The following is a 12,457-nucleotide window of genomic DNA, read 5'->3' as shown; positions in this document are numbered from 1 at the left end:
CTTGTCCTGTAAGCCGGTTCAAGCCAGGTTGCCCTAAGTCACTGCCCGTTCCGGTACTCGCCGGGTGTGCGTCCCGTGGACCTCTTGAACACGGCGCCGAACGCGCTTTCGGTGCGGTAGCCGGAGGCCGTGGCGATCGAACCGACCGTGTCCGCGGTGTCCCGCAGCAGCCGGGCCGCGTGCCGCATGCGCAGGCGGTACAGGTAGTCGAGCGGTGTCATGCCCGTCGTCTCCCGGAACCGCAGGAAGAACGTCGACCGCGACATCGCCACCACGCTCGCCAGCTCCGGGACCGTCCACGGACGTCGCAGGTCGTCGTGCATCGCCCTGAGGGCCGGTCCGAGCGCCGGGTCGTCCGACGTGTGGTCGCGCAGGACCTGGAGCAGGAGGACCTGGCAGAGGCGGTCGAGGATCAGCCTGCCGCCGCCGATCTCACTCCTGATGAGCTCGATGGTCGCCGCGGCCGCTCCGGCGCGGACGTGGATCACGGGCGGCAGGACGCCGAGGAGCCGGGCGTCCTCCGGTTCGCAGGTGAAGCCGGCGCCGAGCAACGTCGTGTCGTGGCCTTCGCCGATCTCCGCCTTGTCGTGCGCGTCCTCGTAGTAGGGAGCGGCGAATACCGAGGGCGTGTCCGGGTCTGCGCCGTGCGATAGGGACGTCGCCCGGCGATGACGTAACAGTCGCCCTGCTCCGCCCAGAAGCTCTGCCCTGCTGCCGTGACGTGCACACGGCCCTGGACGACGACCTCCACGCGCAGGTCCAGCCGTCCGACGAAGTGCATCGCCCACCGCCCGCCCGCGTGCAGGGGCGTCGCGACGGCCCAGTTCACGCTCAGCGCGGACAGCACCTGCTCAAGCACGGACTCTCCCGGCACAACGGCGGACTCTGACGACAGTGGCTGCTGATCTTGCGTGGCTAGCGTAGGGCCAAACGGATGAAGGAGATCGTGATGGACCGCGGGAACCTGTTGCTCGTGCACGGCGCCTGGCACGGGTCGTGGTGCTGGGACCTGCTCGTTCCCGAACTGGCGGCGCGCGGCTGGACGCCCTCGGTGGTCGGCCTGCCGAGCGCCTCGGGATCCCCGTCCGCCGGTGTGCGCGAGGACGCCGAGGCCGTGCGGGAGGCGATCGACGCCCTGGACGGGCCGGTGACCGTGCTGGCCCACTCGTACGGAGGTGTCCCGGTCGGCGAGGGCGCCGAGGCCGCCGACCGGCTCATCTACCTGGCCGCACACCTGCTGGAGCCCGGCGAGTCCGTGGTGTCGCCGCTGGGCGGGGCCTGGTACGAGCCGGGGACGAAGCTGCTGGACGTGCCGGAACCCGCGCGCGACCTGCTGTTCGCCGACGTGCCGGACGAGCACGCGGCGTGGGCGGTCGAGCGGTTGCGGCCGCAGAGCGCCTGGTCGTTCGAGGAACCGGTGACCGCGGCGGCCTGGCAGAGCGTGCCCACGACGTCGATCGTGTGCGCGGAGGACGTCGCCTTCCCGTCGCTGTTCGCGGACCGGCTCCGGGCACGTGGTGCGCTGGAGCTGCCGGGCTCGCACTCGCCGTTCCCTGGCACGGCCCGCTCAGCTCGCCGAGCTGATCACAGCAGGATGATCGCGAACGTGACGAGCATCAGCACCTTCACGCCCTCCAGCGCGATGTAGACGAGGTGCGTGCGGGACTTCGGCGGCGTCTCGCCCGCGATGATGACCGCGGCCCTGGCTTCGAGCCGGGGCCGCAGTACCGTCACCTGCACGGCCAGCGTCACGGCGAGCGCGATCAGCAACACGGTCGCCGCCACCGGGCGCGGGGCGACCGCGAAGGTGATCGCGGTGGCCGCCGCGAGCACGATCTCCGCCGAGTTCAGGGCGCGGAACACGAGCCGGCCGATGCCGAGTCCCAGCGGCAGCGTGATGCCGGGCGCGCGGAACTTCAGCGGCGCCTCGATCGAGATCGCCAGCACCATGCCGAGCCAGATGCACGCCAAAGCGAGCGGAAGCGGTGTCATGGGTGGTTATCTTGGCGTGGTGCTACTCGATCAGGTTTCGAAGCGGTACGGACGCGGGCCCTGGGTGCTGCGCGACCTCACGCTGGAGGTGTCCGGCCTGACCGTGCTGACGGGCGCGAACGGCACCGGCAAGTCGACGTTGCTCAAGATCGCCGCCGGGGTGCTGAAGCCGACGACCGGACGTGTCTCGCGGCCCGCCTCGGTCGGTTACGTGCCCGAGCGCTTTCCTTCGGACGTCAAGATGTCCGCTTCATCGTATTTGGCGCACATGGGACGGATCCGGGGCGCCGTGGCGGGTGATGTGCTGGAACGCCTGGGATTCGTGGGCTCGATGACGGCACCGATGTCGGAGCTGTCCAAGGGCAATGCGCAGAAAGTGGCTTTGGCGCAGGCTTTCCTGGCCTCCGACGTGCTGGTGCTCGACGAACCTTGGACGGGTCTCGATCCCACCGCGGCCGAAGAACTGGTGTCGATGCTGGAGGGACGCACGGCGCTGGTGTCCGACCACGAGGGACACCTCGCTTCGGCGACGCGCGTGGACCTTGCCGGTGGGCACGTGACGATCGATCTCAGCCGGGTCGCGGCGCTCGACGTGCTGGAGGCGTTGGAGGGCGTGCGGTCCGTGCAGGCTCGCGGGTCGTCGGTGCGGGTGGTCGTGGAACCGGATCGCAGTGATCAGGTGCTGGCGGAGGCGTTGCGGCTCGGGTGTTCGGTGCGGGGTGTGCGGTGATCTCCCTCGTTCGGTACCTCGCGGCCGATGTCCTTCGCGGGCAACGGTATCTAGCGCCTCTGCTGGTGTTCCTCGGTGTGATGGGGATGTTGTTCGCGTCCGACGCCGGGCAGCCGCTGGAGGCGTACTCGGGCTCGTCGGCGTTGCTGTACCCGATCGCGGCGTGGATGGCCGTCGTGGTGGCGACGTCCGAGGACGTGGTGCGGCGCGAGATCACCGTGGTGGCCGCCGGTGGCTGGTCGCGGGTGCTGACGGCGGCCGCGCTGGTCTCGGTGCTGTTCGCGTTGGCGATGGCGTTGCTGGCCGCGGTGTGGCCGGTGGTGACGAACCCGCACCCGTACACGCTCGGCGATTTTTTTGTCGGACTCGCGGCGCATACTGGGTGTGCGTTGCTCGGCGTCGGTGTGGGCCTGCTGTTCGCCCGCCCGGTTTTCGACTCCATCGGGCGCACCGTGCTGGCGGTGTTCTCGGTGGTGGTGCTGACTTATCCGCTCGGACGGGCCACCCCGCTCGGGTGGGTGCTGGACGCGCTGGGGCACAACCGGGTGTCGCTGTCCTTGCTGGGGACGGCGGCGGTCGGTGTCGCGCTCGTGGCGGCCGCGGTGGTGGCCGGGGTGCGGCGGGCCTGATGCGGGTCGACGTGCTCGGGCCGCTGCGGGTCGTGGCCGCGGACGGCGCACCGGTCGAGGTGCGCGGCAAGCGGTTGCGGTGGTTGCTGATCAGGCTGGCGATGGAACCTGGATCCGTCGTCGCGCCCGACCGGCTGATCGCGGACCTGTGGCCGGACGAGCCGCCGGTGGACGGCGTCGCGGCGTTGCAGTCGCTCGTGTCGCGGCTGCGGCGGGTGCTCGGTGCCGCCGCGATCTCGTCGCACGCGTCGGGGTACCGGCTGGAGGCGTCGACCGATGTCGAGGCCTTCTCTCGCACGCGTGACGCGTCGCTGTGGCGTGGTGCGGCGTTCGAGGAGGCACCGTTCGCGGTGGACGAGGCCGTGCGGCTGGCGTCGCTGCGCGCCGACCTCGCGGGGCTGGAGGCGCTGGCGGCCGCGCACCCGTTGCGCGAGGACGTGCAGGCCCGGCTGATGCTGGCGTTGAACGCCGCCGGACGGCGGTCGGACGCGCTGGCGGTGTTCGCGCGCGTTCGCACGGCCCTGGCCGACGAACTGGGCGTGGACCCCGGTGAGGCGCTGGCGGCCGCCCACCTGACGGTGCTGCGTGAACGCGTCACGCGCGGGAACCTGCCGGCGCCGGTCGGGTCGTTCGTCGGGCGTGACGCGGACCTGGCCGCGTTGGCGTTGTTGTTGCGCGACAACCGGTTGGTGACGCTGACCGGGTTCGGCGGCGTGGGCAAGACCCGTCTCGCGCTGACGCATGCCGCCTCGGCACCGCAAGCGTGGTTCGTCGAGCTGGACTCGACGGCCGAACCACTTGCGGCGCTGGACGCTGCCCTGGGCCCGAACCCGCTGGCGGCGCCGCTGTTCTCGCGCCTCGGGTCGTCGCTGGTGGTGCTCGACAACTGCGAGCACGTCGTGGACGCGGCCGCCGCTCTGTGCGAGCGGCTGCTGGCCGAGGCGCCGGACGCACGCGTGCTGGCGACGTCGCGCGAGCCGTTGGGGATCCCGGGCGAGGTCGTGTACCCGGTGGCACCGCTGGAACTCGACCACGCCGTCCGGTTGTTCTCGACGCGGGTGGGGTCGGTGTTCGACCCCGATGTGGCCCGGCGGGTCTGTGCCGCGCTGGACGGCATCCCGCTCGCGCTGGAACTCGCGGCGGCACGGGCGCGGTCGCTGTCGGCGGCCCAGCTGGAGTCGCGAGTGGACAGCCGGCTGCGGCTGCTCGACCGCGGTGCGCGGACCGGGCCGGCGCGGCACCGGACGTTGCGGGCGGTGATCGACTGGAGCTGGGAGCTGCTGGACGACGCCGAGCGGGTGCTGCTGGCGCGGCTGGCGGTGTTCGCGGGCGGGGCGACCGCGGCGGCGGTGCACTTCGTGTGCGGGGCGGGCTCGCGCAGTGGGATTCCCGGTTCGGGAACGCTTGCGTCTCCACGCGGGGGGTGGGTTTCGAGCGGTCGGGAAGGCGGAGCGGGGGATTCTTCGGACCCTGCCGCGCACGCCTGGGATTCGGAAACAGACGCCTCGTCGCGGCATGTGGAGTTTCCCGGAGACGCCGCGTCCAGGCATGGGACGTCTCCCGGCGACACTTCGTCCCGGCATGTCGTGTCGTTTGGCGATGCCGCGCCCGCGTCTGTTGTGCCGTTTGGCGACGCTGCGCCCGCGTCTGTTGTGCTGGCTGGCGACGCTGCGCCCACGCCTGTTGTGTCGTTTGGCGACACGGCGCCCGCGCCTGTCGTGCCGTTTGCCGATGCCGCGCCCACGTCTGTCGTGCCGTCTGGCGACGCTGCGCCCACGTCTGTCGTGCCGTCTGGCGACGCTGCGCCCACGTCTGTCGTGCCGTCTGGCGATGCCGCGCCCGCGCCTGCCGTGCCGTCTGGCGACGCTGCACCCTCCTCCGACGCGTCTCCCGGCGGCGCCGCGCCCTGGTCCGAGGCGTCCGAGGTATCTCCTGGCGCCGCCGGACCGAGGTCTGTCGTGCCGCATGGCCACATCGCGTCCGGGCCTGTCGCACCACCCGGCGACACCGCACCCGAGCGTGCACCCCACTCACCGAATCCGGGCGAGGCAGGCTCGCGCAGGGGTACCCCCGAGCTGGGAACCCCTACATCTCAACGTACTCAGCACCCCCGACAAGATCAGGACCTCTGGGACACCGAGGACCTGCTGGCCGCCCTCGTCGAGAAGTCGCTGGTCGTCCGCACCGGCGAGCGCTACCGCCTGCTGGAGACGGTGCGCGAGTACGCCGCGGACCAGAACCAGGCCGACCCCGCCGCGCACGCCGCCTACTACGTGGAGCTGGCCGAGCGGTACGAGCCGTTGTTGCGCGGGCCGCGGCAGTTGGAGGCGCTCGAGGTCTTCGACGTGGAGCGGGCCAACCTCGACGCGGCGCAGGCGTGGGCGGTCGGGAACGACGCGGTCGTCGCCCGGCGGATGATGGGTGCCCGCACGTGGCATTGGCTAGTGATGACCAAGCGGTTCGAGGAGATCCGGCGGTGGGCGCCGCTGACGCCGGACTATCCGCTGTCGGAGGTGCTGCTGTCGCTCGGCACGCTGGACGCCATGGTCGCGGCGGAGCGGTTGTGGGACGAGGACGTTCCCACGGCTCTCTGCGCGTTGATGCTGACCAGTGGGCGGGTGTGGGGCGAGGCCGAGCTGGGTGGGCGGCTCGAACGACTCGCCGAGCAGTTGGAGGGGTCGTCGGACGAGTGGATGCGGGCGTTCTCGGCGCTGATCCGCGGTGTGGTGGCCGGGGAGTTCAGCGAAGGGGCGGCGCCGAGGGCCGAGGCCGAGTACCGGCGGGCGTTGGAGCGGTTCCGGGCGGTCGGTGACCGGTGGGCCGTGGTGTTCGGGCTGTCGTGCCTGGTCATGGTGCTCGTCAACCGCGGGGCGTTCGCCGAGGGGTTCCGGGCGGTGTCGGAGGCCCGGGAGGTCGCGGAGCAGCTCGGTGAGCCGGAGGCGATGCTCGTGCCGATGTCGGTGCTGGTGCAGACGGCGCGTATCAAGATCCGGATCGGTGACCTCGCCGGGGCGCGTGACGAGCTGGCGCGGATGGCCGCGTCGCCCACTGACGTCGACCAGGGACGGATCGCGCAGGCGCACGGTGAGGTGGCGTACTTCAGCGGTGACTTCGAGCAGGCCGTCGAGTTGTACCGGGCCGCGCTCGACACGGCCGCGGGCTTTCCGTCGAGCCAGTTCCGGGCGACCGTCCACGCCGGACTCGGGCTGGCGCTGACGCGGCTCGGCCGGGTGGACGAGGCGGGCGAGGAGCACGTCAAGGCGCTGGCGGCCGTCGAGCGGACCGCGGACGGGCCGGCCCGCGCGCTGGTGCTCGAGCACTTCGCGGACTGGCTGGCGGCCCAGGGCGACCCCCGCCGTGCGGGGGAGGCCCTGGCCGAGGCGGAACGGCTACGCGGCGGTCCTAGCAGCGACCCGGCGGTGGTGCAGTTGCGTGACCGGGTTCGCGCCGAAGTAGGCGTCGATCGCTGACCTGCCGATCGCGGCGACGTAGCCGTCCGGGCGCACCAGCACCGGGCCGTCGGGGAAGCTGTCGGGGAAGTCGAGCGTCACGAAGTCGGGGCCGCGCAACAGGTCGAAGATCCGGCCCTGCTCGGTGACGCCGTCGGGCATGCGGTCGCCTGCCCGCAGACCCGGCCCGTCCTCGGTGCGGTACGACAGGGAGAGCTGCAACGTCTCGTCGTCGCGCTTCTCGAACGCGTTGCCGGACGTCATGAGCGCGGTCGTCATGCCCAGCAACCACTCCGCGACGGGCTTGCGCTCGGACTCGTAGGTGTCGAGCAACGTCTCCATCGCGAGCTTCCAGCCGAGGTTGTAGGCGTCCTGGATGCCGGTGTTCATGCCCTGCGCGCCGGCGGGGGAGTGCACGTGCGCCGCGTCGCCCGCGAGGAACACCCGCCCGGCGCGGAACCTGTCCACCATGCGGACGTTCATGCGGTACAACGACATCCACGTCGCGTCGTGCACGACGACGTCGTCTCTGCCGGTGCGCTCGCGGATGATCTCCCGGTACAGCTCCAGCGACGGTTCGCCGTCGCCGGTCGCCTGGAACTGGAAGAGGTCCGTGCCGGGCAACGGGCACAGGGCGAGCCAGCGGTCTGCGCGGCCACCCCACTGGTGCCAGTGTTCGCGGTCGAGGCCGGAGATCCGCAGGTCACCGACCAGCATCCGCATGTCCTCGTGGGTCTCGCCGACGAACGAGACACCGAGTTCCTTGCGCACGAACGATTTCCCACCATCACAACCGACGAGGTACCGGGCGCGCACCGTCTCCGGGCCGACCACCGCCGTGACGCCCGAGTCGTCCTGTGTGAACGAGGTCAGCGGCATCCCGTGCTCGACGGGCTGGGGGAGCGCCGCGCGCAGGATCTGTTCGACCCGGAACTGCGCGATGAGCATCGTGCGCGCGTACGGGCGCTCGGCGGTGGGGTGGCGGCCCTCGTGCACGTCCCACTCGCGCACCACCTCGCGGCCGTTGTAGGCGCGCATCGTCAGGTCGAGCCGGCCGGCCGCCAGCACCTGCTCGATCACGCCCAGGTCGTGGAAGACCTCCATGCTGCGGGGCTGCAGGCCCTTGCCGCGCGAGCCGGCGAACGGCGCGGGCGAGGCGTCGACGATGCGGAACGGTACGCCGCGGCGGGCGAGGTCGAGGGCGAGGGTGAGTCCGGTCGGGCCGGCGCCGATGATCAGAACCTGTGTGTCCATGGGGCCGACACTCGGCCCACGGACTGCCAAGGCCCTGTCACCGCGCTGTTGCGGGTGACAGGGCCTTGGACGACCTGCGGGAACTTACTTCTTGAGCAGCTCGATCAGCGCGTCGACGTCCTTCGGCTCGAAGCCGCGGAACAGCGTCAGGGCCAGCTCGTAGTAGGAGCGGACCGGGCTGACGTACCACTTGCCGTCGACCTCGGTGGAGACGACGCCGACACCGGTCTTCATGACCGACCCGGCGACCCGGCCGATGATCTCGACGGCCTCGGCGGGGATCTTCTTGCCGCCCTGCTGCTGCAGGAGCTGCGTGATCTCGTCCGCGCACAGCTTCTGGTTGCCCTGGCCGGGCACCTCGGCCGCGTAACAGTCACCCTCACGGGTGATCGTCACCGTCTCGCCCTCGGCGGTGACCGACAGCTTCTTGACCGTGACCTGCTTGCCGCCGGTGACGTCCTTGACGTCGGTCTCCAGCGCGTTCAGCTTGGCGCCGGTCGGCTTCTGCGTGCCGGCTTCCTTCAGCAGCAACGGGCCGAGGTCCTGCAGCACACCGGCCTCGTCGGGCGGCAGCAGCGCGATGACCTTCGTCAGGTCGGCGTCCAGCGCCGCGTTCACCATCTGCTTCGCGGCGTCCTCGGCCGAGCTCGCGCCCTGCGCCGCGATGCCCTGCGACGGCCACTTCAGCTTCTCCTCCTCCAGGACCGCGTTGGCGATCGTGTAGAAGGCGCTCGGGTACCACTTGTCGCCGACCTTGATCGACGCGATGCCGATCGGCGTGCCGCGCTTCTTCACCTCGGCGGTGATGTCGAGGGTCTCGGACTTCGACGACGTCAGGTTCAGGTCGTCACCGAGCGCGTCCACGAGCTTGTCGGTGAGCGGGACCTTCGAGGCGTCCGAGGTGATCGTGATCTTGCCCTCGACCAGCTTGTTGATGGTGAGGTGGTCGTTGATCTTCTCGGCGGCGGCCTCGTCGAACTTGATGTTCTCGCTCTTGAACTCGACGCCGGTCAGCTTGTTCGGGTCGGCGTCGGGCTTCAGGATCTCGAGACGCTTCATCTCCTTCGTCATCGACTCCATGTAGTCCTTCGACAACGCGGCCTCGGCGGGCGCGAGCGAGGCCATGATGCCGACGACGTCACCGCTGCCGAGCTGCTCGACCAGGTTCTTCGCCGCGACGGCCGGGTTGTCCTGGCCCGCGTTCGAACCGGGGTCGGCCTTCTTCAGCGCGAAGAACGTGACACCGCCGCCGATCAGCAGCAGCACGGCGACGACGGCCGTGACGACCAGGCCGGTGCGCTTCTTCTTCGGCGGTTCGCCGCCCATCGGCGCGTAGCCGTAGGGCTGCTGGTCGAAGCCCTGCTGCGGGAAGCCCTGCGGACCCGTCTGCGGGAACCCCTGCTGGGGGAACCCCTGCGGCCCGGTCTGCGGATATCCGCCCTGCTGGGGGTGACCGCCCGGCTGCTGCGGGTAGCCACCCGGCTGCTGGGGCTGCTGCGGGTAGCCGCCCTGCTGGGGCTGTTGCCCGTACGGGTTGTTCTGCGGCTGCCACTGGCCGCCGCCGCCACCTGGGTAGCTCACGGGTTCCCTCCTGAGGTTCTCACTGCGCTGCGCCTGGTCGAGGTGAGCACCGTGATCGCCCCCACGATCGTCAGTACGGCACCGGCAAGGGTCGTGACTGGTCCGGAGGTGGAGATTCCGACCAACGAGCCCTTGCTACCCCCTTGGACTGTGGCGACTAGGGCCACGGTTCCCCCGATCGTGCCAAAGAGGATGCCAACGCACGCGGCAAATCGTGGAAATCGGACCACGTACAGCGCGATCGTGACCATCGCGAGAGGTGTCAGACCGACCCAGATCGACGTCACGACGGTGCCCGCCACCCCGTCCAACCCGGCGAGATCACGGAGCGAGAGCACTTCGTAACTGTCTCTCGTGGTCGATCCCGATTTGAGCCAGGGCAGGAAAGTCCCGGCGATGGTGGTGACCAAGCCCACTGCCGCGATCGCGGCTCCCACAGCGCTGCGCACCCGGATAGTGTGAACCGATGGCCTCCCAGGCGTGCACAGCGGCACGAGAGCTGGTCGCGTCGGCTCACCGGATCACGGTGCTGACGGGGGCCGGGGTCTCCACGGACTCGGGCATCCCGGACTTCCGCGGCCCCGACGGGCTGTGGACCCGTGACGCGGACGCCGGGCGCGGGTCGTCGCTGCAGGCCTACCTCACCGACCCCGCACTGCGCAGGCAGTCCTGGCGCGCGAAGCTCGGCAGTCCCGTGTGGACGGCCAGGCCGAACGCCGCGCACAAGGCGCTGGTGGAACTGGAACGGTCCGGCCGGTTGCGCACCGTGGTCACCCAGAACATCGACGGCCTGCACCAGAAAGCCGGCTCCGACCCCCACCGCGTGCTGGAGCTGCACGGCACGCTGCACGCGACCGTGTGCCTGGGATGCGGTGCCACGGGCCCGATGCGCGACGCGTTGAAGCGCGTGGCCGAGGGCGAGGAGGAGCCGGACTGCCCGCGGTGCGGAGGGATTCTCAAGTCCGCCACGATCTCGTTCGGGCAGGAGCTCGACGGCGAGGTGCTGCGCCGCGCCCGGCTCGCCGCCCTGGACTGCGACGTGCTGCTGGTGGCGGGAACATCGCTGGCCGTGCAGCCCGCCGCGGGCCTCGTGCCGCTGGCGGCCAAAGCCGGTGCTCAGGTCATCATCTGCAACGCCGAACCGACGCCGTACGACTCCGTGGCGGCCGTTGTGCTGCACGAACCCGTCGGCGATGTGCTTCCGGACCTCAGCTCCGTTCCTCCATCCGGGGGAGGCCGATTCTCGTCCTGGGGAGATCCGAGCACCTGGTCGTAGGGTCGGGCCCATGCGCGTACCGCTGATCACCACGGACTTCCTGGACCGGGCGTCGTTCGCGTTCGCGGCGACGACGGCGACCATCGACGAACCGGACCAGCCCGCGGATCCGGTCGCGACGACGACGTACGCGGAGATGGCGACCCGCGTGCGCGCGTGGCAGGCCGGGTTCGACGCACTCGGCGTCGGCGAGGGCGAACGGGTCGCCGTCGTCAGCCACAACTCCGCGCGGATGCTGGAACTGCTGCACGCGCTGCCCGGCAGCGGGCGGATCTGCGTGCCGGTGAACTTCCGCCTGCGCCCCGACGAGGTGAAGTACATCGTCGAGCACAGCGGTGCCTCGGCGTTGTTCGTCGACCCCGAGCTGGAACTGGACGACGTCGTGGCACGCCACCGATTCACGCTCGGCGAGGAGTCGGAGTCGTTGCTCCGGTTCGATGTCGAGCCACGGCCGTGGAGCGCGCCCTCGGAGGACGCGACGGCGACGATCAACTACACGTCCGGAACGACCGCGCGGCCCAAGGGCGTGCAGCTGACGCATCGCAACATCTGGCTCAACGCGGTCACGTTCGCCATGCACACACGTGCGTGGGAGGGCGACGTGTACATGCACGTGCTGCCGATGTTCCACTGCAACGGCTGGGGAATGCCGTTCGGGCTCGCGGGCCTCGGTGTGCCACAGGTGGTGCTGCGCAAGGTAGACGGTGCCGAGATCCTGCGGCGTGTGCGCGACCACGGCGTCACGCTCATGTGCGGCGCACCGGCCGTGTGGAACGCCGTGCTCGACGCCGCGCAGACGTGGGACGGCGAGATCCCCGGCCGTGACTCCGTACGGATCGTGTGCGCCGGTGCGCCGCCGCCCTCACGCACGATCCAGCGCGTCACCGAAGAGCTCGGGTGGGAGTTCCTGCAGATCTACGGCCTGACCGAGACGGCGCCGCTGCTCACGTTCAACCGGGCTCAGCCAGGGCCGCAGGGCGAGGAGAAGGCGAAGAAGCAGTCGCGGGCGGGTGCACCGGCGTTGGGCGCGCAGCTGCGGATCTCCGAGAACGGCGAGGTGCTGGCCCGCTCGAACGTCGTGATGGAGGGCTACTGGGACAACCCGGAGTCCACCGCGGACGCCATCGAGGACGGCTGGTTCCACACCGGGGACGGCGGCTTCTTCGACGAGGACGGCTACCTGACCATCTCCGACCGCAAGAAGGACGTGATCATCACCGGCGGCGAGAACGTCTCGTCCATCGAGGTCGAGGACTGCCTGTTCTCGCACCCGGCCGTCGCCGAGGTCGCCGTCATCGGTGTACCCCACGAGAAGTGGGGCGAAACGATCAAGGCACTCGTGGTGCTCTCCGGTGACGCCACCGAGGCCGAGTTGATCAAACACTGCAAGGAGCGGCTCGCCGGGTACAAGGCGCCGACGTCGATCGAGTTCCGCGACTCGATCCCGCGCACGGCGACCGGCAAGATCCAGAAGTTCAAGCTCCGCGAGCCCTATTGGGCGGGCAGGGACCGCGGCGTGAACTAGCGGAGTCGGCTAGTCCATACC

Annotated in this window: 11 protein-coding genes; 6 read left to right on the top strand and 5 right to left on the bottom strand. The window is 70.6% G+C overall.

Translation table 11 applies throughout. The annotated features are described in order from the left end of the window. Positions 1-38: 38 nt before the first annotated feature. Positions 39-788, bottom strand: a complete 750-nt coding sequence (locus IEY88_RS45535; protein ID WP_373294159.1) for a helix-turn-helix domain-containing protein — start codon at positions 786-788, stop codon at positions 39-41. A 146-nt stretch (positions 789-934) separates the two neighbouring features. Here IEY88_RS45535 and IEY88_RS22345 point away from each other — a divergent pair, with 146 nt between their 5' ends. Beyond that, the gene (locus tag IEY88_RS22345) at positions 935-1,648 is read left to right on the top strand and encodes an alpha/beta fold hydrolase (protein WP_189156764.1); all 714 of its coding nucleotides are present in this window, start codon (positions 935-937) and stop codon (positions 1,646-1,648) included. On the opposite strand, the gene IEY88_RS22340 is transcribed toward IEY88_RS22345, so the two are convergent. Then, positions 1,585-1,992: a hypothetical protein gene (locus IEY88_RS22340; RefSeq protein ID WP_189156763.1), complete on the bottom strand. Its 408-nt coding sequence runs from the start codon at positions 1,990-1,992 to the stop codon at positions 1,585-1,587. The genes IEY88_RS22345 and IEY88_RS22340 overlap by 64 nt on opposite strands. A gap of 19 nt (positions 1,993-2,011) precedes the next feature. On the opposite strand from IEY88_RS22340, the gene IEY88_RS22335 reads away from it, so the two are divergent. Genes IEY88_RS22335 through IEY88_RS22325 form a run of 3 tightly spaced genes read left to right on the top strand, consistent with a single transcriptional unit; the run spans position 2,012 to position 6,821 of the window. Beyond that, positions 2,012-2,722, top strand: coding sequence for an ATP-binding cassette domain-containing protein (locus IEY88_RS22335; RefSeq protein WP_189156762.1), 711 nt, complete (start codon positions 2,012-2,014; stop codon positions 2,720-2,722). Next, on the top strand, positions 2,719-3,351 hold the full coding sequence (locus IEY88_RS22330) for a hypothetical protein (protein WP_189156761.1): 633 nt from the start codon (positions 2,719-2,721) through the stop codon (positions 3,349-3,351). The genes IEY88_RS22335 and IEY88_RS22330 overlap by 4 nt, the downstream gene beginning before the upstream one ends. Beyond that, positions 3,351-6,821, top strand: a complete 3,471-nt coding sequence (locus IEY88_RS22325; protein WP_189156760.1) for a BTAD domain-containing putative transcriptional regulator — start codon at positions 3,351-3,353, stop codon at positions 6,819-6,821. The genes IEY88_RS22330 and IEY88_RS22325 overlap by 1 nt, the downstream gene beginning before the upstream one ends. Here the strand turns inward: IEY88_RS22325 and IEY88_RS22320 are convergent. The 3 genes from IEY88_RS22320 to IEY88_RS22310 form a co-directional block, all read right to left on the bottom strand. Continuing rightward, positions 6,741-8,054: an FAD-dependent monooxygenase gene (locus IEY88_RS22320; protein ID WP_189156759.1), complete on the bottom strand. Its 1,314-nt coding sequence runs from the start codon at positions 8,052-8,054 to the stop codon at positions 6,741-6,743. The two genes, IEY88_RS22325 and IEY88_RS22320, sit on opposite strands and share 81 nt — an antisense overlap. A gap of 84 nt (positions 8,055-8,138) precedes the next feature. After that, a complete protein-coding gene (locus tag IEY88_RS22315; protein WP_189156758.1) occupies positions 8,139-9,635 on the bottom strand; it encodes a proline-rich domain-containing protein in 1,497 nt (498 codons plus the stop codon). Further along, complete coding sequence (locus IEY88_RS22310) at positions 9,632-10,084, bottom strand: hypothetical protein (RefSeq protein WP_189156757.1); 453 nt, start codon at positions 10,082-10,084, stop codon at positions 9,632-9,634. The genes IEY88_RS22315 and IEY88_RS22310 overlap by 4 nt, the downstream gene beginning before the upstream one ends. A 17-nt stretch (positions 10,085-10,101) precedes the next feature. Between IEY88_RS22310 and IEY88_RS22305 the strand changes: the two genes are divergently transcribed. Both IEY88_RS22305 and IEY88_RS22300 read left to right on the top strand, forming a co-directional pair. Continuing rightward, entirely contained in the window at positions 10,102-10,911 is an 810-nt protein-coding gene (locus IEY88_RS22305; RefSeq protein WP_189156756.1) for an SIR2 family NAD-dependent protein deacylase, read from the top strand. A gap of 10 nt (positions 10,912-10,921) precedes the next feature. Continuing rightward, positions 10,922-12,436: a class I adenylate-forming enzyme family protein gene (locus IEY88_RS22300; RefSeq protein WP_189156755.1), complete on the top strand. Its 1,515-nt coding sequence runs from the start codon at positions 10,922-10,924 to the stop codon at positions 12,434-12,436. The last annotated feature ends 21 nt before the right edge of the window (positions 12,437-12,457 follow it).

Source organism: Lentzea pudingi (assembly GCF_014646255.1).
Lineage (GTDB): Bacteria > Actinomycetota > Actinomycetes > Mycobacteriales > Pseudonocardiaceae > Lentzea > Lentzea pudingi.
Note: the sequence above shows the minus strand (reverse complement) of the source record. Positions and strands in the feature narration are given on the sequence as shown.

Coding starts and splice junctions, on each gene's coding strand:
- IEY88_RS22345 (WP_189156764.1), top strand. CDS start 935: ATGAAGGAGATCGTGATGGACCGCGGGAACCTGTTGCTCGTGCACGGC.
- IEY88_RS22340 (WP_189156763.1), bottom strand. CDS start 1,992: ATGACACCGCTTCCGCTCGCTTTGGCGTGCATCTGGCTCGGCATGGTG.
- IEY88_RS22325 (WP_189156760.1), top strand. CDS start 3,351: ATGCGGGTCGACGTGCTCGGGCCGCTGCGGGTCGTGGCCGCGGACGGC.
- IEY88_RS22320 (WP_189156759.1), bottom strand. CDS start 8,054: ATGGACACACAGGTTCTGATCATCGGCGCCGGCCCGACCGGACTCACC.
- IEY88_RS22305 (WP_189156756.1), top strand. CDS start 10,102: ATGGCCTCCCAGGCGTGCACAGCGGCACGAGAGCTGGTCGCGTCGGCT.
- IEY88_RS22300 (WP_189156755.1), top strand. CDS start 10,922: ATGCGCGTACCGCTGATCACCACGGACTTCCTGGACCGGGCGTCGTTC.